The organism is Neptunomonas qingdaonensis (assembly GCF_900113275.1).
Lineage (GTDB): Bacteria > Pseudomonadota > Gammaproteobacteria > Pseudomonadales > Balneatricaceae > Neptunomonas > Neptunomonas qingdaonensis.
The window spans coordinates 383,591-404,555 of record NZ_FOOU01000002.1 but is presented as its reverse complement, the minus strand read 5'-3'; the positions used below and the strand labels follow the sequence as shown (position 1 = coordinate 404,555).

Genomic DNA, 20,965 nt, shown 5'->3' with positions numbered 1-20,965 from the left:
TTTTTTTTCACACTCCTTGCTGATAAGGGTCAGGTATATTTAAAGTCGCCAGTAGTGTTACTTCCAGCGTTTCCATTTGTTCTGCATCGCTATCATTTATATGATCGAAACCGATAAGATGCAAGGTTCCGTGTATTACCATATGTGCCCAATGGTGCATCACAGGCTTGCCTTGTTCGCTGGCTTCCTTTGCCACAATGTCTGCGCAGATGGCCAGATCGCCGAGTAAATCCATTGGAATCCCTGCAGGGGCTTCGAATGGAAAAGAGAGTACGTTGGTGGGGGATTCTTTGCCGCGATAATCGCTATTCAGCTGCTGGCTCTCTGTTGGCTCAACCAGACGAATGCAGATTTCACCTGCAGTTTTGCGACCCTCGAGTGCTAAAGCAACCCAACGCTGAAAATCTTCATCTGAAGGGAGATCGGATCTTTCGACCTCGCTTTGGAGCTCTACGTAGAAGCTCATGCCCGGGCGCCTTTACTCTGACTTATATTCTGATCCAGGTTCTGACCTTTGTTCTGCTCTTGTTCCAGGTCGAAGCGGTCGTAAGCCTCAACGATATGCTGTACCAGCGGGTGGCGCACTACATCTTTAGACGAAAAATGAGTAAATCCAATACCTTTGACCCCATCAAGTACATGAATAGCATGTTTGAGGCCCGACGGTGTACCTTTGGGTAGATCGACCTGGGTAATGTCGCCTGTGATAACAGCGGTAGTGCCAAAGCCGATACGTGTCAGAAACATTTTCATCTGTTCACGTGTTGTGTTCTGGCTTTCATCAAGGATGACAAAAGCACCATTGAGAGTGCGGCCGCGCATATAGGCGAGCGGCGCTACTTCAATAATGTTGCGTTCCAGCATTTTGTCGACTTTTTCAAAGCCCAGCATTTCGTATAAAGCGTCATATAAAGGGCGCAGGTAAGGGTCTACTTTCTGTGATAAATCACCGGGTAGAAAACCGAGCTTTTCGCCGGCTTCAACGGCAGGGCGAACCAGTAGAATACGTTCTATCTCTTCACGTTCGAGCGCTTCGACAGCACAGGCAACGGCCAGATAGGTTTTTCCGGTGCCGGCCGGGCCGATACCAAAGTTGATATCATGCTGAAGAATGGAGCGTACATATTTCTGTTGATTTGGCCCGCGAGGTCTTATTAGTGCTTTTCGCGTGCGGATGCAGATATCGTCTTTCGGTAATTTATTACCGTTTCCGCTACGCTGCTCAATGCCCGACTGTTGTAACAAAAGGTGGATCAGTTCGGCGCTAATGCTCGTGCCGTCTATCGAGTCCTGATAGAGCTGTTTGAGCATTTCACCCGCCAGCTGAGCGCGTTGAGGTTCGCCGGATACCTGGAACTCGTTACTGCGGCTATGTATCTCTACACCTAAGCGCGATTCAATCTGCTTGAGGTGTTGATTAAGCTGGCCGCAGAGGTTAGCGAGGGCTTCTGCATGAAAGGGCGTCAGTAGAAACTTAACGTCTTGGGTTGTTTGTGAGGTCATACCGGCGTTGTTCAATCCGCAATGGGGTTAGTCAAGCTCAGAGCTGATAAGCTCACCAAGCAAGGAGTTCTGATATGCATCCAGAATGCGTACATCGGCAAAATGGCCTATCAGGTTGGGGTTGTCGCATTTGAAATTGACGACCCGGTTGTTTTCGGTGCGCCCTGACAGCAAGCCTGGGTCCTTTCTGGAATAGCGGTTTACCAGGATGCGCTGAGTTGAGCCAATCATGCGACGGCTGATCTGCATGGTTTGTTGAATGATGCGTGTTTGTAGAATCTGTAAACGCTCTTTTTTAGTCTCTTCTGTAACCGTATCAGGCAGATCAGATGCGGGTGTGCCCGGGCGCCGGCTGTAGATGAAGCTGAACGAGTTATCAAAGCCGATCTCCTGAATCAGATTCATGGTGGCTTCAAAGTCTGCTTCGGTTTCACCCGGAAAGCCAATAATAAAATCAGATGACATGGTGAGTTGAGGGCGGACTTTCATCAGTTTTCTGATTTTTGATTTATATTCCAGAGCGGTATGGCCGCGCTTCATCGCCATGAGTATGCGGTCAGATCCTGACTGCACGGGTAGATGAAGATGATTAACCAGTTCTGGAACATCAGCAAATGCCTGAATCAGTCTGTCGGTAAATTCAACCGGATGCGACGTAGTAAAGCGGATACGATCAATCCCATCGACGGCGGCAACACTTCGAATCAGCTCGGCCAGGTCGGCAGTATCGTCATCATGGGTTGCACCGCGGTAGGCATTTACGTTCTGACCTAATAGGTTGACCTCTCTGACACCTTGTTCGGCCAGCTCAACGCACTCGGTAATGACGTCATCAAGTGGCCGGCTGACCTCTTCGCCGCGGGTGTAGGGCACCACGCAGAAGGAGCAGTATTTGCTACAGCCTTCCATGACGGACACAAAGGCTTCAGCGCCATCAGCTTTAGGTGCAGGTAGAGAATCGAATTTTTCGATCTCAGGGAAGCTGATATCAACAATCCCTTTTTTCCCCTGATTGCTCAGATCAATCATTTCGGGCAAGCGATGTAATGTTTGCGGTCCGAAAATCATATCAACGTAGGGCGCGCGGCTGAGGATGTTTTCTCCTTCCTGGCTGGCGACACAGCCGCCCACGCCAATCACCAGATCGGGGCGTGCTACCTTTAATTTACGCCAGCGACCCAGTTGATGAAATACTTTCTCTTGCGCTTTTTCCCTGATAGAACAAGTGTTTAATAACAGGACATCGGCTTCTTCCGGCTTATCGGTTAACTCCAATGCATGGCTTTCTCCGAGTAGGTCTGACATGCGTGCAGAATCGTACTCGTTCATTTGACAACCATGAGTTTTAATAAATAGCTTTTTCGCCATTACACACCTTGTTCGATCATTTACAAAAAGACCGGTTATTGTACTGGATAGGGGCTGGTTTTAATAGTTTTTGGCGCGCTTGTTAATATCGGTTTTATCCCCATATAACAGTTAGAAATTAATAGCGGGTATGCGGAGTTAATAAAAGGGCTATGGCCGAAGAAGAGAGTATCTATCGTGTCAAATTTGTAAATCAGGATCAGGTTTATGAGGTCTTCGTCAAACAAATTTTTCAAAGTGATATGTGGGGGTTTATTGAACTTGAAGAGTTTGTATTTGGACAGCGTTCGGAGTTGTTGGTAGATCCGGGAGAAGAGAAGCTTAAGCAAGAGTTTGCTGAGGTTGAACGCAGCTATATTCCACTGCAGTCTATTATTCGTATTGATGAAGTGAAGAAAGAGGGTGTCGCTAAAATTAGCCAGGCTAAAGGAAATGTTACTGCTTTTCCGGTTATGCCGCCGCCTGCCAAAAAATGACCTTCCGGGCAGCGAATATTCTGCCCGGATTTTATTTGCCCGCTTTAACTGACGCCCCATCCTCTAACGAACACAGCTTCCGGTAGTGTGTTTGGTTAGCGTGTCGCCTTGCGCCACTTCTACGCTGCCATCACTGAAGACAATCTCAATCTGATCGATATCAATGCACTTAACACCCTTTTTGCTCCAGGTGTTTTTCCACGAATGGCCTTTGCTGTATTCGCCCGGATAGATAGGGCCCGCTACGCGAAGGTATGCGTTTTCATCACGGCTTTTTTTGGCACGTATAACCTTGCCATTTTTATCAAACGCTGTGGTGCGAAACAGAACGTATTGATATGTCCCTGAGGATATATTTGAAAAGTGAATATACGCTCCGGCACGGCCACGGTGTTTTTCTGATTTGGGCTCTGCCAGCTCTAAAGCGATGAGCGGTGGTGGAACATAGACGGGGGCGGGTGCGGGTGGTGCCTGCACTATTTTGTCGGAACTGCAGGCGGCTAATAGCGCCAGCGTGATAAGTAGAGATGATCGTTTAATGAACTGCATACGTAAATCCTGCGCCTAGGCTTTTTACAATTTCGGGTTGGTAGACACGTGTTTCATTGATGAGTTTCCCTCGATACACCCATGTATACACTCATATATACACCTATAAGCTTAAGGGGAACTGATCAGGCTTTCTTGAATTTAATCAGATTCCTTTAAGAATAGCAGTGTTTTTGAGGGGCGGCCTGGAATTTCTCTGGCGAGTTTAGGCACTAAATAGCCGGGAAGCTCTGCTTGCAGTAAGGTGATTAGCTTAATTGCCTCATTGTCGCTGATGTCAAAATGTGCCGAACCATGCACGGGATCAAGAACAAACAGGTAATAGGGTAATACCTTGTAATCAAACAGCTTTTCGCTGAGTGCCTTGAGACAATCGACTGTGTTATTAATGCCTTTGAGCAGAACGGCCTGATTCAGTACAGTGACGTTGGCGTGTTGTAGTTTTGCAATCCCATCAGCAACCTGACAGTCGATTTCATTCGCATGATTGATGTGCAGAACGCAGGCTATTTTGAGTCGGGATGATTTTAATATGTCGCAAAGCTCGTCAGTAACGCGTTGCGGAATAACGACAGGCAGGCGGCTATGAATTCTCAATCGCTTGATATGCGGAACCTTTTCAAGGTCGTTAATCATGTTCTTTAAGCGTTTATCGGGTGTTGCCAGCGGGTCGCCTCCAGAAAAAATCACTTCGGTGATGCTGGGGTCATTGTTCAGGTAAGATAAAACCTGTTGCCACTGCTGGTTACCCAGTTGATTTTCCTGATACGGAAAGTGACGTCTGAAACAGTATCGGCAATTGATGGCACAAGCGCCACTGAGAATAAGCAGAACCCGGCCTTTGTATTTATGAATCAGCCCGGGTGCAGGATTTGTGTCGCGTTCTTGCAGAGGATCGTTAGAATAGCCCGGATAACGCTCCATTTCGTATGTTTGGGGCAGAATCTGTAAGAGCAGAGGGTCTTGAGGATTACCCTTCTCGATCCGGTTCAGATAAGGTGTGGGGACGCGAAGCGCAAAATCTTTGGCGGCTTCAGAGCATGCGTTGACGCTCTCATGGCTCAGGTTAACCCGCATTAGTAGTTCGTCAAGGCTACAAATAGACTGTCGAAGCGACGTTTGCCAGTCAGTTTCTAATAGAATAGGTGATATTTGGTTCATCGTAGCCATGGTCCGGAGTAATTCAATTTTGCTCGCATTCTCCTTTCAAGTAGAATGGGTGTCAATTTTGAGGTGAAAACCTTTCTAGCCCGACTCTTTTGGTAGAGAAACCTTTATAGAGAAATTTTTATAGAGAAATGTTTTTAGTGAAATGTTTCTAGTGCATTTATCCTAGCTTAATTATTGATTAGAGAAAATTATGGCATATTCCGCGAACCAGTTAAAAAACGGCCTTAAAGTTATGCTTGAAGGTGATCCATGTACGATGCAGGATGTTGAGTTTGTTAAACCCGGTAAAGGTCAGGCGTTTACACGCGTAAAAATGCGTAATTTGATGACCGGTCGTGTTTGGGAGCGTACCTTCAAATCAAACGAGAGTGTTGAAGGTGCGGATGTAATGGACCGCGATATGGAATATCTGTATTTCGATGGTGAGTTATATCATTTCATGGTGCCGGTTACGTTTGAACAGTACGGCGCTGATGCGACAGCCGTTGGTGATGCGGCGAAATGGTTAAAAGAAAATGACGTGTGTATGGTTACACTCTGGAATGACAATCCTATTGCCGTCACAGTAGGCAACTTTGTTGAGTTGGAAGTGACTGAAACAGATCCGGGTATAAAAGGTGATACTGCTCAGGGCGGATCGAAGCCCGCTACGTTGGCAACCGGTGCCGTGGTTAAGGTGCCTTTGTTTATCGAGCAGGGTGATATATTGAAAATTGATACGCGCAGCGGCGAATACGTTAGCCGCGCATAATTCTTTGAGTGTTTTAAGAAACGGCAGCTTCGGCTGCCGTTTTTAGTGGGGGAAGTATGTCTGATTGGAAACCAACGGCCAGCGTCGAAAATTTGCATAAAAGAGCCGCGATTTTCGCCGATATACGCCGCTACTTTGCTGAGCAACAGGTACTTGAAGTTGATACAGCTGTGTTGTCTCAATGCGCTGTTAGTGATCCGTTTATCGACTCATTGGACGTTGCTTTTCGTGGCCACCCTGATGCGAGTGCAGAAATGTGCTATCTGCAAACCTCTCCCGAGTATGCCATGAAACGTTTGCTGGCTGCCGGAAGTGGCTCTATCTATCAGATGGGGAAAGTCTTTCGAAATGGCGAAGAGGGGCGTTACCATAATCCGGAATTCACTATGCTGGAGTGGTATCGTTTAGGCTTTGATGATAAGAATCTGATGGATGATGTCGAGCGTCTTGTCCGCTTGGTATTGGGTATCGGGCCGATTCGCCGTTGTACCTATGCAGAAATTTTCATGGAGAAACTGGAGGTTGATCTTCAGGAGATCAGCACTGCTCAGCTAGCCGATGTGATGCGGCAGCACGTCGAAGTAAATATGGATCCGGATGATCGGGATGGCTGGCTGAATCTGCTTATGTCGCATGTTATTGAGCCTTTACTGAAAGAGGAGCCTGTTTTTATTACTGACTATCCTGCCAGCCAATCAGCGTTGGCGCGTATTAAAACGAATACTGATGGCCAACTGACGGCTTCTCGCTTTGAGTTGTTTGTTAACGGCATAGAGCTGGCAAATGGATATCATGAATTGACCGATCCTACTGAGCAGCAGCACAGGCTGGAGGCCGATCAGCGCAGTAGAAAACAGTTAGGCTTGCCACAGCGTCCACTGGAACAGCGCTTGGTTTCAGCGCTGGCTGGCGGGCTGCCCGACTGTGCCGGTGTTGCGTTGGGCGTCGACCGGCTTATTATGCTTGCATTACAGGCTGAACACATCGAAGAGGTCATTCCTTTTACCTTTCGTAACGCCTGATGTTAGTTCCTTTATGCGCAGGGAAGATGGTTAAGCAGAGCGTTTTTAATGCGCTTAACCGCTTCTTCCAGCATAGGTCTCGGACAGCCGAAATTTAGCCTCATGTAGTTGCTGTCACCAAAATCCCGGCCAGGAGACATACCAACGCCTGCTTGTTCAAAGAAGTGGGCTGGATTCTCCAGTTTAGCGGCAGATATATCAATCCATGCCAGATAGGTTGCTTCAATCGGATTGAGCTTCAGGCCGGGGATCTGGTTGATCTCCTTTGTCAGGAAATCTCTGTTCTCGCGCAAATAGTTAAGCTGCTTTTGATTCCAGGCATCACCCGCCTGATAAGCGCCGATGGCGGCGGTATAGCCAAGTAAGTTGACATCAGGCACGATCCCTTTTCTGATGTTGATGAACTGCTTGCGCAGCTGTTCATCAGGGATAATGGCAAAAGAGCAGCCCAAACCTGCGATGTTGTAGGTTTTACTCGGTGCCATTAAGGTGATGGTGCGTGCGGCAATATCAGGATTAAGTGTTGCCAGAGGGATATGTGCCAGGCCCGGTTGCAGTATCAGATCACAGTGAATCTCGTCAGAGCAGATAATCAGCTGATGCTTTTTGGCAATGTCTGCCAGTTGCTGTAGCTCCTCTTGGCGGTATACAGTGCCGCCCGGATTGTGTGGGTTACAAAAGAGTATCAGGTGGGTGTCGGGGGTAATCGAATTCTCAAGCGCCTCAAGGTCGAGAATAAAGCGCGTTTGTACTTGCTTCATCGGTACCTGAATCACTCTGCGTTTTGATAAGTGAGGTGCTGACACAAAGGGCGGGTAAATAGGCTGAGGTGCAATGATGTCGTCGCCTGCTTCGCCAACCGCACGACAAGCCAGGTTAAGTCCACACACCAACCCTGGCAGCCAAACAAGCCAGTCGGTCCTGATCTCCCACTGGTACAAAGACTGCATTCGTTCAACGACTATCTGATTCAGCTCCGCTGGCGTATTAGTGTAGCCAAAAACACCATGATCGATGCGTTTCTGTAGTGCTTGAGTAACGCTGGGAGGTGCCATGAAGTCCGTATCGGCGACCCACATGGGCAGGATTTCTGTGTCCCGATAACGTTCCCACTTCAGGCTGGCGGTATCACGTCGGTCTATCAAGGTATCAAAATCTATGGGCGGCATCGTGGTTTCCTGCTTTATTCAGAAGTCGCTACAAATGCGTGCTTCGTTAGAAGTGCTATTTGTCGCGGTCGAAGGTTGCAAATCGTTAGCTTCAGGTTATAGTTATCGCTAATTCAAATCAATTCGGTTAGCGGCTGAGTATGCAATTCGTGACCCCCTGTGTGATCTGCAAAACAGAGGTTAATCAAACGATATCTCCGTTTGCTGTCATGATGCGGCTGCAGCTTTTACGTCCACTGCTTTAGGGCAGTTAATATCGAGTTACCTCATCCCAGCAGGCTATCGGGCTTGGCCGATAGCCTGCTAGTAAATACATTAAAATAATTCGTTTAATTCAATGTATTTTTCCCGCATTGAATAACTGATTGGAGCCCCTCCGATGAGCAGTACAAATCAAGTCATAATTTTTGATACAACATTACGAGATGGTGAGCAAAGCCCTGGTGCGTCAATGACCAAGGAGGAAAAGCTGCGTATTGCCAAGCAATTGGAAAAAATGCGGGTTGATGTAATCGAGGCTGGTTTTGCGATCGCTTCACCGGGTGACTTTGCCTCTATTAAAGCCATTGCTGATACGATAACCGGAAGCACTATCTGTTCTTTGTCGCGTGCTCTGGATGCTGATATTGATCGTGCCGGCGAAGCACTGAAAAATGCCGCCTCGGGTCGAATTCATACGTTTATCGCGACCTCACCTATCCATATGAAGTATAAGCTGCAGATGACACCGGACCAGGTAGTCGAGCATGCCGTGCATGCGGTGAAGCGTGCACATAATCTGATCAGTGATGTGGAGTTTTCTCTGGAAGATGCCAGCCGTTCTGAACTGGATTTTATGTGTCGTATTATCGAGAAAGTAATTGATGCCGGTGCGCGTACCATCAATATTCCTGACACGGTCGGTTATGCCATTCCCGAAGAGTTTGGCTATACCATCGGGCAGTTATTACAGCGTATTCCTAATGCGGATAAAGCGATTTTCTCGGTACATTGTCATAACGATCTAGGACTGGCGGTGGCTAATTCGTTGGCAGCGGTGACTGCGGGTGCACGTCAGGTCGAATGTACAATTAACGGACTGGGTGAGCGTGCCGGAAATGCGTCGCTGGAAGAGTTCGTTATGGCGATTCGTACCCGAAAAGATCTTTTGGGCTTAGACACCAATATTGATACGACGCAGATCGTGCCTGCTTCGCGTTTGGTCTCCAGTATTACCGGCTTTCCGGTTCAGCCAAACAAAGCGATTGTTGGTGCTAATGCGTTTGCACATGAATCCGGTATTCATCAGGACGGTGTGCTGAAACATCGTGAAACTTACGAAATCATGACGGCTCAGGATGTGGGTTGGCAGACCAATCGGATGGTGATGGGTAAGCACTCCGGGCGTAACGCCTTCCGTTCACGCCTGGAAGAGTTGGGTACTAGTTTCAGCTCAGATGTTGAACTAAACCATGCTTTTGCGCGCTTCAAAGAGCTTGCAGATAAGAAGCATGAGATCTTTGATGAAGATCTGGTTGCGCTGGTATCTGATGTGCGTGCGGCGGATGCGTATGAGAAATATAAACTGTCTTCTCTGAATGTGACTTCCCAGACCGGTGAAGTGCCTGTCGCTCAGGTCACCCTGATGGTTGAGGGTGTTGAGCATAAGGCTGAATCGGAAGGTGGTGGTCCGGTTGATGCAGCACTCAAAGCGATTGAAGCAATAGTGCACTCTGAATCCAGCCTTGAACTGTATTCGGTTAATGCCATCACCAGCGGTACAGATTCACAAGGTGAAGTAACGGTACGTTTGGAAAAAGCAGGTCGCATTGTTAACGGCATGGGGGCTGATATCGATATCATCATCGCTTCGGCGAAAGCCTATGTGCATGCGCTCAACTTGTTGGATGCCAATGTGCAAAAAGCACATCCGCAGGTTTAATGGCAGTGGCAGTTGAGCAAACAGTTGAGCATTTGCGCGCCGAGCGGCGTCGACACCAGTATTTAGAGGCGATGGGGGTGACCAGTTGGTTGCCTCGCTCTGCTTTGCCGGGTGCGCGTCCTTCTCATGAAAGCGTCTATGAATTTCTCTATGGGCACGAAGCGGATGTTTTTGAATCAGATGATGTGGCTGAAGATGCATCCCACATCAGCGAAAAAGTACATCATCAACAGGCGGTGGCACCTGTTACGGCGGCATCGCTTGATTTGCTGGCGCCATCAGACAGATCGTCTAAGCAACGCAGGGAAGCGCCGACACCGCACGATTCCTTAACGCGTAGCAGTGTGGCGGCAGGCGTGACGGCTACAGTTGTTCAGGACTCTGATCAGACATCTGTTCAGGCAAGGACTGGTCAAGAGCCGAGCGAAGCCGAAGTGGCAATGCCACACGTGGAGATCAAACCGCGTTCCGGTAAAGAGAAAGCCCCCCGTTTTCGTCTGGGATTCTGGTTGTATAAAGACCTGCTGGTGGTTGATAGCCTGCCGCTTCTGAGTCGTGGTGGGATAACGCAAGGTAAATATCAGGCACTTTGCGCCAACATGGTGAAGGCGATGGGGCTGGATGCTGAGCTTTTGGCCGCACCTTACGTGCTGGCTTGGCCTATGCTGGCAGGTGACTCGCTGGATCAGGGTAAAGCCGAAGCCTCGCTGGCTGTGAAGCATAAAATCCAAAAGTTGTTACAGCAGGCGACACCGCGTTTACTGCTGTTTTTAGGTGAGTCTGCCGCTCAAATGGGGATGCAGCGTGAAGAGGGCATTGATGAGCTGCGAGCGGTTGTTTTCAACTATTCATCCCAGATCAAAGCGATGACATCGCTTAGTCTGACGCAGATGCTGCAAATCCCTGAGTGTAAAAAAGAGGTCTGGGGCGATCTGCAGAAAGTCCTGCCTGTTAATGCCTGAGCTCGTTTCGTTATTTAGCGCTGATATTCCGCTGATAATGCAGATTGAAGCTCAGTGTTTTACCGACGACCATTGGTCTGAAAAACAGATACAGCAACAACTTCTGAATGTGAATGCTATAAATCTGGGTATTAAGGTTCAGGGCGATCTCGTTGGATATGCTCTTGTCGGGTCGGTATTAGATGAAGCTGAACTTTATCAAATAGCGTTGCTTCCTGAGTGTCAGGGGCGTGGCATGGCAACAGAATTATTGGCGCAACTCTGCCAGCAGTTGGCGGTGGCAGGCATGCAGCGTTTATTGCTGGAAGTGCGCGAGCGTAATGTAGCCGCTATCCGCCTGTATGAGTCATTTGGCTTTACACAGGATGGACGGCGTAAAGGTTATTACGCCAGCGTTGCCGGAGTGGAGGATGCATTGCTCTATAGCTACCGTATTCGTGGTTAGCTAGGATGTTACTACCTAGCTACGCTGTTTCCAGATAGCTAGGATGCTTCTAAATAGTGGGTAAATCGATTTCTTCCTGATTCTTTGGATATGTATAAGGCTTTATCCGCCTGCTCTATCAATTCGGCTGTGTTTTTTGCATTGCCGAGGGTGGAAGAAATTCCAAAGCTTGCTGTGACGTGTGGACGGGTTGCTGAAAAGGCATGCACCAGATTTACTTCTGCTAGTGCTTCAATAATGCGTTCACATAACATTTTTGCGCCTTCTATAGGCGTATTCGGCAAAATAAGTAAAAACTCTTCTCCACCATAGCGCGCTAACAAATCGCCTGCGCGGAACAGCTGCGCCTGAATGGTTTTGCTGAAGGTCTTCAGGCATATATCGCCTTGCGGGTGCCCATAATTGTCGTTATAGGCTTTGAAGTGGTCGATATCGATCAGAACCAGTGATAGTTCTGTTTTTTCACGTTGAGTAATTCTCCAGGCGCGATCTAATGCTTCGTCCATGCCGCGTCGGTTGATAGCGTCTGTTAACGCGTCAACGTGCGTGAGCTTTAACAGTTGTTGGTTGGCTTCATCTAATGCGGCCTTCATTTGTGCGATACGTGCCATGGCGCGTATTTTTGCGCTCAGGACAGTACTGTTAACCGGTTTGGTCAGGTAATCATCACCGCCGGCGTCTATTCCTTCGACTAAGTGCTCTTCGTTGGTTTTTCCGGTGAGGAAAATGATGGGTATCCAGTGTTCTTTTAAGCGCTGGCGTATCTGGCGGGTTAGCTCAAATCCATTTATATCCGACATCTCAACATCCATGAGAATGAGGTCAATGTCTGTTGTATCGAGAACAGTGTGGGCTTCCTTTGCGCCTGTTGCTGTGAAAGGTGTATAGCCTTCGTTAGCAATGATGGCGCTAACCATTTCGCGTATAAGTCTGTTGTCGTCAACAACCAATATCTGCATGAAAATGTACCTGTAATTAGCTAAGCCGTTTTTTAAAAAGCTGTATAAAACTGCATACGATTGAATATAACAACATAAAAAATAGGCTTAATTAGGCGAGTTTAATTTAATGAGTGTATTTAGTTATAACCCAAAAAATGAAAATAACCATTAAAGAATTGAGGATATTGTAGATTGTTGAGGAAAGCAGCGGTGACGACGAATCGTCACCGCGGGGTTGAATGGCTTATGCAGCACCTCTGAGGGCGTTTGAATTGCTTTGTGCGAAGGCCGTTAAGACTGCCTGTATTGCGGCCGCGGAGGTATCTGTCGCCACGGCAACAGCAGAAAAACGAATACCATTAATCGTTAAGGCAACACTGGCTTGTGCCTGTGCTGTTGTTCCTTGCGTGAGAGAGTGCTCGTCAAATTGAATGATCTCTATCTGAGTGCTGTAGCGTTGCGCCAGAGCATCACATAACGCATCGACGGCCCCGGTGCCTGTTCCTCTTAACGTGTCGCTCAGGCCTATTACGAACTGAGCATTGACTCTTCCATCATCCGTATGCAGGTCGTAATCTTGCAATAACCAAGACGCAGGTACCGTCGTAAAGTGCTTTTTAAACAGTGCTTTAATATTTGCCGGTGAGATCTCTTCTCCGCTGATTTCTGTCGCATGTTGGACTACTTTGCTTAATTCGCCATGCATCCATTTAGGTAAAGTAATACCGTAGTCACGCTCCAGCACTAAGGCTACACCGCCTTTGCCGCTTTGGCTGTTGATGCGGATGACCGCCTCGTATTCCCGCCCGATATCTCTGGGATCAATGGGCAAGTAGGCGACTTCCCAGAAAGGAGAGTTATGCACTTCGTGGTAATTAATCGATTTGCGAATCGCGTCCTGATGACTACCCGAAAATGCCGTGTAAACCAGCTCGCCAGCCCATGGATGACGCGCAGCAACCGGTAACTCGGTGCAGTATTCGACAACATCGATGATCTCTTTAATGTTGGAAAAATCTAATTCAGGATCGATTCCCTGAGAATACAGATTCATTCCCATTGTGACGATATCCATATTACCCGTACGTTCGCCATTGCCGATTAATGTGCCTTCAATACGGTCAGCACCGGCCATCACACCTAATTCTGCAGCGGCGACACCGCAGCCCCGGTCATTATGTGTGTGTAAGCTGATACGCACTCGCTGGCGTTGTTTCAGATGGCGGCAGAACCACTCGATCTGATCCGCAAATACGTTTGGCGTCGACATTTCGACGGTGGCTGGCAAATTGATGATGATATCGCGCGCATTTTCATCAACCCATTCATTAATCACTGCATCGCAGACCTCTACAGCGTAATCCATTTCGGTGCCGGTAAAGCTTTCGGGTGAGTACTGAAAGCTCCATCGTGTTTGTGGGTATTGTGCGGCATAGTCTTTTACCCAACGCGCGCCTTGTACGGCAATGGCTTTGATGCCGTCCCGATCAAGCCCGAAAACTTGTTCGCGCTGCACAGTTGAGGTGGAGTTGTAAACATGTACGATGGCTTGTTTGACATCTTTTAAGGCGTCGTACGAGCGCTTGATCAGGTCCTCTCTGGCCTGTGTTAACACCTGAATACAGACATCGTCCGGTATCAGGTTTTCTTCGATCAGTTTACGTACGAAATCAAAGTCAGGCTGTGAGGCAGAAGGGAAGCCTACTTCGATCTCTTTAAATCCTAGCTTGACCAACAGTGTGAACATACGGGTTTTTTGTTCGATATTCATCGGGTTGATCAGCGCCTGATTACCATCGCGAAGATCAACACTACACCAGTCTGGTGCGTGAGTGATCTGCTTGTCTGGCCATGTGCGGTCAGCAAGACGAATAGGGGTAAAAGGACGATATTTGCGATGATCAAACATAACCGGCTTCCTGTATCTGTCTGTTGATTCTATAAGTATCAGTGGGCAAAAGTATTTTTTTGCAAAGCCCTGATTCGCGTTGTTTCTGCGCCAGGGCTTGCGGATGTGTTACTCAGTGTTCGCTGCACTTGTGGTACAAAAGGTTGCCTGGTCAGCATCGGGTGCAGTGAGAAGGTTCGCTTTTGGCTTATTTCTCTTCGGCTATCGGGTGGATGCCGGTCTGTGATTCCGATGATGAAAAGTGTACGTAGATATGAGCGCAATTACCTTGCTAATATTGCTAGTTGTTAGTAGTTTGCGCAAAATTATGTAATATTAATTAACATAAAGTTTTATTTAATTGCGCATAAGGGGTGTTTTTCAATGATTGGCGTTGAACTTGATCGTTTTGATATCACAATATTGCGCGAGCTACAGCGTGATGCTTCGCTTTCTAATCAGGAGTTGGCCGAACGGATTGGCTTAACGGCTGCGCCTTGCTCACGCCGTGTAAAACAGCTGGAAGAGAGTGGCGTCATTGCCAGTCAGGTTGTTCGTATCAATGAGCGCAGCGTTGGCTTAAACCTGATCGCCTTGTTGCATATTAGTATGGATAAGCATATCCCTGAGCGTTTTGAGGAGTTTGAGAAAGGCATTAGCGCAATACCTGAGGTGATGGAGTGTTACCTGATTACCGGGCACGATGCTGATTATCAGCTCAAGGTGGCAGTGCCCGATATGGATAGCTACCACGACATTTTGTTAGGAAAGATCACGCGTATTAAAGGGGTAACCGGAGTGAAGTCAGCCTTTATTATGCGTAAAGTCATCGATACGACAGCAGTGCCGTTGCATTACATAAGCAAACAAAGGAGGTAGTAGGAGGATAAGAGCATCAGCATTCTACGTCGGGAGGGTAAAAGCTGAAGTATTCTATCTTAGGAAGATAGGAGTAGAATGATCAGGTAATGATGTTATCAAAGTAAATGATTGTTGAAATGAATATTACAGAGAGTCTACTTTCAGGTTCGTGGCTTTGGATGGCCAATATCTTATATGTGAGCGCATTGCTTGTGGCTGTCTGGAGAAGCCCTTGGCGGGTCATTTCGGCTAACCGTGGGCTGCAGCATCTTTTTTTTGGTGCGACAGTTTTATTGCTGATTATGTGGAGCATGCGGGCAGGGATCTCTCCTGGTTTAAGTATCCATTTTCTTGGTGTTACCGCACTGACGTTAATTCTGGGATGGGATTTGGCGATTCTTTCAGCATCACTGGTGCTGCTGGGTATGACGCTACTGGGAAAAGAGAGCTGGCAGGGTTTTGCGGTTAACGGACTGTGTCTGGTGATTATTCCTGCCTTTTTGTCTCATGCAATTCATCAGTTGGTGGATAAAAAACTACCGAAAAACTTTTTTATCTACCTGTTTCTTTGCGGCTTTATAGGCTCATCTATAGTGATAGCAGTTTCTGGATTGATGATGTCTATAGTGCTGTGGCTGGATGGTGTTTACCCCTGGAGTAAAATTACTCAGGAATATGTGAATTACCTTCCTCTGATTATGTTTCCTGAAGGGCTGATGAACGGTATTTTGATGACCGGTATCATGGTGTTTTATCCTGACTGGATCAGAACTTTTAATGCCCGGCTGTATATCGATGAGCAGTAACTGATCACTGTCTGGCGGGGTGCTTTGCCAGCTTACGTTGCAGAGTCCTGCGGTGCATGTCTAATGCGCGGGCTGTGGCTGATACATTGCCATCATGTTCACTCAATACTTTCTGAATATGCTCCCATTCCAGCCGATTGACAGACATCGGTTGGCTTGAAATGTCGATCTCTTCATCGGCATCGTTTTGCTGCAGAGCTGTCAGGATATCATCTGCATTGGCGGGTTTTGGCAGGTATTGTGTTGCCCCCAGCTTGATAGCTTCTACTGCGGTGGTAATACTGGCGTAAGCGGTTAACACAACAATACGTACCGCAGGATTCGCTGCGGTTAAGGGCTGAATAACGGTGAGGCCGGACGCTCCATCCATTTTAAGATCCAGCGAAACAAGGTCGGGTGACCAGGTTTTAATAATGTCTAATGCCTCGTCGGCACTGCGTGCTACTTTTGTATTAAAGCCACGTTTAGTCATGGCGCGGGCTAATACACGCGTAAAAGTTGCATCATCATCAACAATTAAAAATTTCAGTGGGTCAGCCATGAACGCTCCTTTGAGATAAACGGACTTCTGTGATGGTGCCTTTGTCTTGCGCCGCATAAAGCTTAACATCACCATCATAGTGGGCAAGCGTGGTTGAGGTAAGGAATAACCCAATACCCAGTCCTTTACCTTTAGTTGAGATAAAAGGTTTGCCTAAGGTGTTGGTCTGCTCGGCGGATAAGCCTGCGCCATAATCACGAATGGTTAACCAAATAGCACCCGAATCCCAGTGCAGGGTTATTTCAATGTTTTCAGGACAGGCATCAGCCGCATTGTTCAGCAGGTTTAAAATAGCTTGTCTTAATGCGGTGGTATTGTGTAAGTCAGGTGGCAGATCTTCTTGAATGCTGACGCTGTAGGTGACTTCTGGACGGGTGATTTTCCATTGCTCTAATACTTCACAAAGAAACGTTGTCGCCAGTGAGGTTTTTTCACTGTTTTTTTCTTCCGCCACTGATCGTGCCATCTGTTGTAGCTTATCTGCGCATATTTTTACCTGTTGCTGCAGAATTTCAATATCCTCTTTATGCTCAGGTGATAGGCCTGTATCTGATTGCATCTCATGGAGAATGACGCTCATGGTGCTCAGCGGTGTGCCTAACTCGTGAGCTGTACCGGCCGCCATTGTACCTAACGCGAGTATCTGCTGGTGATGGACTTTCGCTTCCCGCTCTTCGCTGAGTTGCTGCTGTTGGCGTTGCAGCGCACGGTTAATGCGTACAATAAAATAGGTAATGACAATCACAGTGAGAATGAAGTTTAACCACATGCCGAGCATGTGAAAATTAAAAAGCGAAGCTAACGAGTGTTGGTGCTCGGATAGTGCAGTAACGACGGGAACATAGTAAACAAGTAAAGAGCCATAGATGGCCGTTACGGTAACCGCCATCATCCAGATGTATCGATTACTAAGTGTCATCACCGTGATGATCAAAGGGATCAGCAACATAAAAATAAAAGGATTGGTGCCGCCGCCAGACTGATAAAGAATAAAGCCGTAAATAATGGCGTCGGCGAGTAATTGAGTGAAAAACTCTGGTTGAGTGACTGGCCAGGGGGAATGAAGTCTGGCGTACGTCATTAGGTTTAACAAGCCTAATAGCAGCAGCGCTAATCCTGTAGGCCATGGATTTAAATCAATTTTGAGATAAAGTAGCGCAAATGCTACAGCACAACATTGACAAAACAGGATGACAAAACGGATATAAGTCAGTTGTAAAAGCTGTTGATGGTTACCCGCCACACCTTACTCCAAAATAAAATCAGAGCGAATTATAACTGAAAAGTATCGAGTTGCAGATTGAGACAAATTGTCGCAGTTGCGGCCGGTCATTAGAAAGAGGTGGGAGAGGAAATTAAATCACAACCTCTCATCTACTAAACCGCTACTGCTCTTCATCTCAAGTGCATCAGCTATCATGATTTTATATAAAGGTATCAGTGGCTGGTGGTTGGCTTGATGTGTCTAATCATGTGAAACAACATCACTTGGATTGTTTCTCTCCTCCAGATCGGCGAAAATAGCCAGCAATCCTATTTAATACATGCAGATTTGTAGTAGCGCTTGGTTATATTCAATTTTACGCTGCTACGCTATGCATCACTCAGAAGATTCTATCTCATGTCGAACGCTGCTATTGCGCAAGAAGTCTCTAAACGCAGGACTTTTGCGATCATATCCCACCCTGATGCGGGTAAAACTACAATCACTGAAAAACTCTTACTGCTGGGTAACCTGATTCAGAAAGCCGGTACGGTTAAAGGGAAGAAGAGTGATCGTCACGCTACCTCTGACTGGATGACGATGGAGCAGGATCGCGGCATCTCAATTACGTCTTCCGTGATGCAGTTTCATTGGAATGACCGTGTAGTGAATCTTCTTGATACCCCCGGCCACGAAGATTTCTCGGAAGACACGTATCGCACTTTGACGGCAGTGGACAGTGCTTTGATGATTGTCGATGGTGCCAAGGGTGTAGAAGATCGCACGATCAAACTGATGGATGTATGTCGGTTGCGAGATACGCCCATTTTTTCGTTTGTTAACAAGATGGATCGTGATATTCGCGATCCGATAGAGCTGTTGGACGAAATAGAAGAGGTTCTCAAAATTCAGGCGGCGCCGATTAACTGGCCCATTGGTATGAGTAGCTTTTTTAAAGGGGTCTATAACCTTTATACCGATACGATCCATGTATTTAAATCAGGACAGAATGCCGTTTTATCTGATGATGTACGGATTCAGGGTTTAGACTCAGATGAGGCGCGGGCTTTATTAGGTGATGACTACGAAGACTTTGTCGAAGAAATTGAATTAGTACGTGGTGCAAGCCACCAATTCGATAGAGAAGCATTTCTTGCCGGTAAGCTCGCGCCGGTATTTTTTGGTACGGCATTGGCTAACTTTGGTGTCCGCGAGATGCTGAATGATTTCGTTGAATGGGCTCCACCACCGATTGCCCGTGAAACGACTTCCCGCGAAGTATCTGCTGATGAAGAGAAGTTCTCCGGTTTCGTCTTTAAAATTCAGGCCAATATGGATCCTAAACACCGCGACCGTATTGCGTTTATGCGCATCTGTTCAGGCAGCTACACGCGTGGCATGAAAATGAAACATACGCGCATTAATAAAGATGTCAGAATTGCCGATGCGGTCACTTTTCTTGCCGGAGACCGTGAGAACGTAGAAGAAGCCTGGTCGGGCGATATTATTGGATTACATAACCACGGTACTATTCAGATTGGCGATACCTTTACTGAAGGTGAAGACCTGAAATTTACCGGCATACCGCACTTTGCTCCAGAGATGTTCCAGCGTGTCAGGTCGTTGGATCCGCTTAAAGCGAAGCAGTTGCAAAAAGGTTTGCAGCAGTTAGCTGAAGAGGGGGCAGTACAGCTATTTCAGCCGCTCAAAAATAATGATTTGGTGCTGGGCGCTGTCGGTCAGCTGCAGTTTGAGGTCGTTATGTTCCGTCTGAAAGATGAATATAAGGTCGATTGTAAGTATGAGCCGGTGGCTGTGCAGACGGCTCGCTGGGTCGAGTGCCGCGATGCTAAAATGCTGGAAGATTTGCGTAAAAAGGGATATGAAAATCTGGCGCTGGATGGCGGTGGTTTACTGACTTATCTGGCACCTACGCGTGTTAACCTAAGCCTGACTGAAGAGCGCTGGCCTGATGTGCGCTTCCGTGCCACACGCGAGCACTAATCACTTATAACTAAGCGCTTATAACTAATCACTTATAACTAAGCGCTTATAACTAATCGCTTATATTAAGTACCACTATTAGATTCTTTAAGGGAGTCTGGATCACCAGCAGCAGTCGTTAAGGAGATTCAAGATGGCAAATTGGCGAATTATTGATAGTCATTGTCATCTTGATTTTCCGGTGTTTGATGCAGCCCGTGCTCAGTTGGTTGACAGTGCGCTGGAAGCAGGCGTGAGTCATATTGTCATTCCCGCTGTGGTTGCCAAAGATTTTAAGCGCGTCGTGGATACGGCAGCTGCTTATCCTAATACCTCATTTGCACTGGGCTTGCATCCCTGTTTTATGCAGGCGCATCAGACAGAAGATCTGCAAACGTTAGTCGATTATGTGACGACTAACCCGGTGTGTGCCATCGGAGAAATAGGTCTGGATTTTTATATCGCAGATTATGATGCCGTTTCACAAATATCTTTGTTGAAAGCTCAGTTGAAAATAGCCAAAGCACAGCGCCTACCTGTTTTGTTACATGTGCGTAAGGCTCACGACATCATGCTAAAAACACTCAGGGACGTAAGATTTGAACAGGGTGGCATCGTGCATGCGTTTAGTGGCAGCTTGCAGCAAGCAGAACAGTTTATAAAAATGGGTTTTAAGCTGGGGTTTGGCGGGGCGATGACATACCCAAGAGCGAATAAGCTGAGAAGACTGGTGGCGACACTCCCGCTTGAGTCCATTGTGCTTGAAACGGATGCGCCTGATATGCCTTTATCAGGACGGCAGGGGGAGTTTAACCAGCCTGCTTATGTGGCGGATGTTTTAAAAGAGATCGCTGGATTGCGCGCAGAGTCGATTGAATGTATTGCTGCCACAACAACGGCCAGTGTTGAACAACTGCTTTCTTTAGGGAGTCGGCAATGATGAGCATTGTGCATTAACGTTAAGCACTCAGATCCAAGCCGTATTATTGATAATTGGCGTTGTACAGATCATTCAAGGCTTGCCAGGCGGTGTTAGTTTTATCATTTTTAGGCAAGCTGTATAAACGACCATTGTTATCAAGAGCCGTTGCCAGGTAGCTATTATCAGCTGGTTTCAAAAGAATAATCATCAGACTGCGAGGGTAGTTGGGCCCGGTAATTTTTTGTTGGTAGGCATTTTCTACTGGCTTCAGTACGCCATTCTGACTGGCGATAATGCTTAAACTGATACAAGTACGCGTCATGCCTTTACACAGCGTGCCCTCTTTAGTATCTATCAGATAGAAACTCTTGTCTTTGCTCTCAGAGATGAAGGAGTTTGCTGAGAAACAACCACTCAACAGCGTTGTCATCAGCATAACTAATGTCGCTACCCGCTTAATCATGGGGACTTTCTCCAGGCAAA

General features: G+C 47.2%; 21 protein-coding genes. 10 read left to right on the top strand and 11 right to left on the bottom strand.

Annotation, left to right across the window (positions count from 1 at the left end; translation table 11 throughout):
* Positions 1 to 7: 7 nt before the first annotated feature.
* The 3 genes from ybeY to miaB are packed head-to-tail and all read right to left on the bottom strand — an operon-like array spanning position 8 to position 2,871.
* Positions 8 to 466 (bottom strand): rRNA maturation RNase YbeY, encoded by a 459-nt coding sequence (ybeY, locus tag BM099_RS04795; RefSeq protein WP_090725121.1) that lies wholly within the window; start codon positions 464 to 466, stop codon positions 8 to 10.
* The gene (locus BM099_RS04790; RefSeq protein ID WP_090725119.1) at positions 463 to 1,503 is read right to left on the bottom strand and encodes a PhoH family protein; all 1,041 of its coding nucleotides are present in this window, start codon (positions 1,501 to 1,503) and stop codon (positions 463 to 465) included. The genes ybeY and BM099_RS04790 overlap by 4 nt, the downstream gene beginning before the upstream one ends.
* A gap of 27 nt (positions 1,504 to 1,530) precedes the next feature.
* On the bottom strand, positions 1,531 to 2,871 hold the full coding sequence (gene miaB, locus BM099_RS04785) for a tRNA (N6-isopentenyl adenosine(37)-C2)-methylthiotransferase MiaB (protein WP_090725117.1): 1,341 nt from the start codon (positions 2,869 to 2,871) through the stop codon (positions 1,531 to 1,533).
* A 152-nt stretch (positions 2,872 to 3,023) separates the two neighbouring features.
* Here miaB and BM099_RS04780 point away from each other — a divergent pair, with 152 nt between their 5' ends.
* Positions 3,024 to 3,347 (top strand): DUF1820 family protein, encoded by a 324-nt coding sequence (locus BM099_RS04780; protein ID WP_090725115.1) that lies wholly within the window; start codon positions 3,024 to 3,026, stop codon positions 3,345 to 3,347.
* 63 nt (positions 3,348 to 3,410) lie between these two features.
* On the opposite strand, the gene BM099_RS04775 is transcribed toward BM099_RS04780, so the two are convergent.
* Positions 3,411 to 3,896, bottom strand: a complete 486-nt coding sequence (locus BM099_RS04775) for a hypothetical protein (protein WP_090725113.1) — start codon at positions 3,894 to 3,896, stop codon at positions 3,411 to 3,413.
* A gap of 141 nt (positions 3,897 to 4,037) precedes the next feature.
* Complete coding sequence (gene epmB, locus BM099_RS04770) at positions 4,038 to 5,057, bottom strand: EF-P beta-lysylation protein EpmB (RefSeq protein ID WP_090725280.1); 1,020 nt, start codon at positions 5,055 to 5,057, stop codon at positions 4,038 to 4,040.
* 199 nt (positions 5,058 to 5,256) lie between these two features.
* On the opposite strand from epmB, the gene efp reads away from it, so the two are divergent.
* Both efp and epmA read left to right on the top strand, forming a co-directional pair.
* A complete protein-coding gene (gene efp / locus BM099_RS04765) occupies positions 5,257 to 5,817 on the top strand; it encodes an elongation factor P (RefSeq protein WP_232348864.1) in 561 nt (186 codons plus the stop codon).
* Between the two features lie 56 nt (positions 5,818 to 5,873).
* Positions 5,874 to 6,839, top strand: a complete 966-nt coding sequence (gene epmA / locus BM099_RS04760) for an EF-P lysine aminoacylase EpmA (protein ID WP_090725108.1) — start codon at positions 5,874 to 5,876, stop codon at positions 6,837 to 6,839.
* A gap of 11 nt (positions 6,840 to 6,850) precedes the next feature.
* Here epmA and BM099_RS04755 read toward each other — a convergent pair whose 3' ends face one another.
* Positions 6,851 to 8,008, bottom strand: coding sequence for a MalY/PatB family protein (locus tag BM099_RS04755; RefSeq protein ID WP_090725105.1), 1,158 nt, complete (start codon positions 8,006 to 8,008; stop codon positions 6,851 to 6,853).
* Positions 8,009 to 8,387: 379 nt separating this feature from the next.
* On the opposite strand from BM099_RS04755, the gene BM099_RS04750 reads away from it, so the two are divergent.
* From BM099_RS04750 to rimI, 3 genes are read left to right on the top strand one after another with little or no spacing between them, the layout of a single operon-like run.
* Entirely contained in the window at positions 8,388 to 9,929 is a 1,542-nt protein-coding gene (locus tag BM099_RS04750) for a 2-isopropylmalate synthase (RefSeq protein WP_090725102.1), read from the top strand.
* Between the two features lie 5 nt (positions 9,930 to 9,934).
* Positions 9,935 to 10,891: a uracil-DNA glycosylase family protein gene (locus tag BM099_RS04745; protein ID WP_177201083.1), complete on the top strand. Its 957-nt coding sequence runs from the start codon at positions 9,935 to 9,937 to the stop codon at positions 10,889 to 10,891.
* A complete protein-coding gene (rimI, locus tag BM099_RS04740) occupies positions 10,884 to 11,336 on the top strand; it encodes a ribosomal protein S18-alanine N-acetyltransferase (RefSeq protein WP_090725100.1) in 453 nt (150 codons plus the stop codon). The genes BM099_RS04745 and rimI overlap by 8 nt, the downstream gene beginning before the upstream one ends.
* A gap of 38 nt (positions 11,337 to 11,374) precedes the next feature.
* Here the strand turns inward: rimI and BM099_RS04735 are convergent, their stop codons facing one another.
* Both BM099_RS04735 and leuA read right to left on the bottom strand, forming a co-directional pair.
* Positions 11,375 to 12,295, bottom strand: coding sequence for a GGDEF domain-containing response regulator (locus BM099_RS04735; RefSeq protein WP_090725098.1), 921 nt, complete (start codon positions 12,293 to 12,295; stop codon positions 11,375 to 11,377).
* Positions 12,296 to 12,521: 226 nt separating this feature from the next.
* Positions 12,522 to 14,186 carry a 2-isopropylmalate synthase gene (gene leuA / locus BM099_RS04730; RefSeq protein WP_090725093.1) on the bottom strand — a complete coding sequence of 555 codons (1,665 nt, stop codon included), beginning with the start codon at positions 14,184 to 14,186 and terminating at the stop codon, positions 12,522 to 12,524.
* Between the two features lie 363 nt (positions 14,187 to 14,549).
* Between leuA and BM099_RS04725 the strand changes: the two genes are divergently transcribed.
* Together BM099_RS04725 and BM099_RS04720 are read left to right on the top strand one after the other, a co-directional pair.
* Positions 14,550 to 15,044: an Lrp/AsnC family transcriptional regulator gene (locus BM099_RS04725; protein ID WP_090725091.1), complete on the top strand. Its 495-nt coding sequence runs from the start codon at positions 14,550 to 14,552 to the stop codon at positions 15,042 to 15,044.
* Between the two features lie 107 nt (positions 15,045 to 15,151).
* Positions 15,152 to 15,832 (top strand): energy-coupling factor ABC transporter permease, encoded by a 681-nt coding sequence (locus tag BM099_RS04720; protein WP_332311446.1) that lies wholly within the window; start codon positions 15,152 to 15,154, stop codon positions 15,830 to 15,832.
* Positions 15,833 to 15,836: 4 nt separating this feature from the next.
* Here BM099_RS04720 and BM099_RS04715 read toward each other — a convergent pair whose 3' ends face one another.
* Positions 15,837 to 16,373 (bottom strand): response regulator transcription factor, encoded by a 537-nt coding sequence (locus BM099_RS04715; RefSeq protein ID WP_090725089.1) that lies wholly within the window; start codon positions 16,371 to 16,373, stop codon positions 15,837 to 15,839.
* Complete coding sequence (locus BM099_RS04710) at positions 16,366 to 17,616, bottom strand: ATP-binding protein (RefSeq protein ID WP_090725086.1); 1,251 nt, start codon at positions 17,614 to 17,616, stop codon at positions 16,366 to 16,368. Before BM099_RS04710 ends, BM099_RS04715 begins: the two co-directional genes overlap by 8 nt.
* A gap of 378 nt (positions 17,617 to 17,994) precedes the next feature.
* On the opposite strand from BM099_RS04710, the gene BM099_RS04705 reads away from it, so the two are divergent.
* Both BM099_RS04705 and BM099_RS04700 read left to right on the top strand, forming a co-directional pair.
* Entirely contained in the window at positions 17,995 to 19,581 is a 1,587-nt protein-coding gene (locus tag BM099_RS04705) for a peptide chain release factor 3 (RefSeq protein WP_090725084.1), read from the top strand.
* A gap of 133 nt (positions 19,582 to 19,714) precedes the next feature.
* The gene (locus tag BM099_RS04700; RefSeq protein WP_090725081.1) at positions 19,715 to 20,500 is read left to right on the top strand and encodes a TatD family hydrolase; all 786 of its coding nucleotides are present in this window, start codon (positions 19,715 to 19,717) and stop codon (positions 20,498 to 20,500) included.
* Positions 20,501 to 20,543: 43 nt separating this feature from the next.
* Here the strand turns inward: BM099_RS04700 and BM099_RS04695 are convergent, their stop codons facing one another.
* Positions 20,544 to 20,945, bottom strand: a complete 402-nt coding sequence (locus BM099_RS04695) for a hypothetical protein (RefSeq protein WP_090725079.1) — start codon at positions 20,943 to 20,945, stop codon at positions 20,544 to 20,546.
* Between the last annotated feature and the right edge of the window lie 20 nt (positions 20,946 to 20,965).

Coding starts and splice junctions, on each gene's coding strand:
- BM099_RS04735 (WP_090725098.1), bottom strand. CDS start 12,295: ATGCAGATATTGGTTGTTGACGACAACAGACTTATACGCGAAATGGTT.
- BM099_RS04715 (WP_090725089.1), bottom strand. CDS start 16,373: ATGGCTGACCCACTGAAATTTTTAATTGTTGATGATGATGCAACTTTT.
- epmB (WP_090725280.1), bottom strand. CDS start 5,057: ATGAACCAAATATCACCTATTCTATTAGAAACTGACTGGCAAACGTCG.
- BM099_RS04725 (WP_090725091.1), top strand. CDS start 14,550: ATGATTGGCGTTGAACTTGATCGTTTTGATATCACAATATTGCGCGAG.
- BM099_RS04790 (WP_090725119.1), bottom strand. CDS start 1,503: ATGACCTCACAAACAACCCAAGACGTTAAGTTTCTACTGACGCCCTTT.
- BM099_RS04775 (WP_090725113.1), bottom strand. CDS start 3,896: ATGCAGTTCATTAAACGATCATCTCTACTTATCACGCTGGCGCTATTA.
- rimI (WP_090725100.1), top strand. CDS start 10,884: ATGCCTGAGCTCGTTTCGTTATTTAGCGCTGATATTCCGCTGATAATG.
- epmA (WP_090725108.1), top strand. CDS start 5,874: ATGTCTGATTGGAAACCAACGGCCAGCGTCGAAAATTTGCATAAAAGA.
- BM099_RS04700 (WP_090725081.1), top strand. CDS start 19,715: ATGGCAAATTGGCGAATTATTGATAGTCATTGTCATCTTGATTTTCCG.
- miaB (WP_090725117.1), bottom strand. CDS start 2,871: ATGGCGAAAAAGCTATTTATTAAAACTCATGGTTGTCAAATGAACGAG.
- BM099_RS04705 (WP_090725084.1), top strand. CDS start 17,995: ATGTCGAACGCTGCTATTGCGCAAGAAGTCTCTAAACGCAGGACTTTT.
- BM099_RS04755 (WP_090725105.1), bottom strand. CDS start 8,008: ATGCCGCCCATAGATTTTGATACCTTGATAGACCGACGTGATACCGCC.
- BM099_RS04720 (WP_332311446.1), top strand. CDS start 15,152: ATGATTGTTGAAATGAATATTACAGAGAGTCTACTTTCAGGTTCGTGG.
- efp (WP_232348864.1), top strand. CDS start 5,257: ATGGCATATTCCGCGAACCAGTTAAAAAACGGCCTTAAAGTTATGCTT.
- BM099_RS04750 (WP_090725102.1), top strand. CDS start 8,388: ATGAGCAGTACAAATCAAGTCATAATTTTTGATACAACATTACGAGAT.
- BM099_RS04780 (WP_090725115.1), top strand. CDS start 3,024: ATGGCCGAAGAAGAGAGTATCTATCGTGTCAAATTTGTAAATCAGGAT.
- ybeY (WP_090725121.1), bottom strand. CDS start 466: ATGAGCTTCTACGTAGAGCTCCAAAGCGAGGTCGAAAGATCCGATCTC.
- leuA (WP_090725093.1), bottom strand. CDS start 14,186: ATGTTTGATCATCGCAAATATCGTCCTTTTACCCCTATTCGTCTTGCT.
- BM099_RS04695 (WP_090725079.1), bottom strand. CDS start 20,945: ATGATTAAGCGGGTAGCGACATTAGTTATGCTGATGACAACGCTGTTG.